A 286-nucleotide genomic window follows, 5' to 3' on the forward strand; every position below is an offset into this window, starting at 1 on the left:
GCGCACCGCAACCAAGCAAAAAGCCATCGACGAGCTGGAAAAACGCGTCGCAGCACTCGAGCAAGAAAGAAAGCGTCCGGAATCATAACGGACGCTTTCCTTTTCCCCTATTCAAATAGAGCCATCATCTCTTCGTCTTCTCTCTCGCGCGCTATATCGTATGGTGTTTGCCCCTCGATGTCCTTTTTGTCAGGATTCGCACCTTTGGCCAGCAATAACTCTACCACATCCAAACGTTCCTCTCCATCCGCTACCTGTGTGTGCAGCGGGGTACTTCCATCATGAG

1 protein-coding gene is annotated in these 286 nt (G+C 51.4%); it reads right to left on the bottom strand.

Annotation, left to right across the window (positions count from 1 at the left end):
- Positions 1-107: 107 nt before the first annotated feature.
- Positions 108-286, bottom strand: a 179-nt coding sequence (locus tag HPY31_RS28560) for an ankyrin repeat domain-containing protein (RefSeq protein ID WP_172143300.1), incomplete at its 5' end; no start/stop codon positions are given.

The sequence above is a fragment of the Brevibacillus sp. HB1.3 genome (assembly GCF_013186635.1).
Lineage (GTDB): Bacteria > Bacillota > Bacilli > Brevibacillales > Brevibacillaceae > Brevibacillus > Brevibacillus brevis_D.